Below are 778 nucleotides of genomic sequence, written 5' to 3'. Positions count from 1 at the left end.
AAGGCCTGTGCCCCCCCGGGGGAACGGGCGGGACCGGCGGGGGCGTGGACGGGATGCGGGCCATGGCGGTATAAAGGATGGTTTAACTCCTAAGCCAATGTGACTTTGCTACAGGAAGTAAAGTTGATGTTTTAAAAGGGCCAGCTTGACACAAAGCTTTAGAACCCGGACATAGACCAAGGGGTGACTACTTAACTGTAAAGCCGATTTTATATACCCCATAGCCAACCTGCTATTTTGGGTTCTCTTGTAAATCCCTTTTGCTAACGAAAGGCTATATAAGGCACAATGCAGCCTGCCCTTGGCAATTGCTTTGGCCTTTAAGCTCTCCGGTAAATCTGCCTGCCTGATATGCTCCTGAATTAAAGAGTGGCACTTGATCAGATAGGGAAAACTTTGGCCGGAAGTACCCATCTGGCTGGAAATGGAACTGGCATGCATCCGGCATTCGGCAAGGACTTCGGGGGAGTAGGCGACGGGGTAAAATCTTGCAATGCGTACCCACATCTCCCAGTCTTCGCCGTAGGGCATTCCGTAGAAGCCATCCAACGTTTCATACACCTCCCGCCGCACCACAATAGATACATACTGGATACGCTGCCTCTCCGCAATGCGAAGAAGCCAATTATCTAAGACAAGATCATTAGAAGCTTCAAGTGGGGTATTATGTGACCAAGTTCCCTCATTATTGATAAAGCTGTTTCTGCAGAAGGCGGCGCCGGCTTGGGGGAAGCGCTGGAAGAGAGCCTCCATTTTGGCGTAGAAGCCCGGCCTGACG

1 protein-coding gene is annotated in these 778 nt (G+C 51.2%); it reads right to left on the bottom strand.

Annotated elements, in window-relative coordinates:
- Positions 1–108 precede the first annotated feature (108 nt).
- On the bottom strand, positions 109–778 hold a 670-nt coding region (locus ACW9SV_RS22490), incomplete at its 5' end, for a glycosyltransferase family protein (protein WP_479559032.1).

This window comes from Rufibacter sp. JT20002 (assembly GCF_056491185.1).
This window is presented reverse-complemented; position numbering and strand designations above follow the sequence as displayed.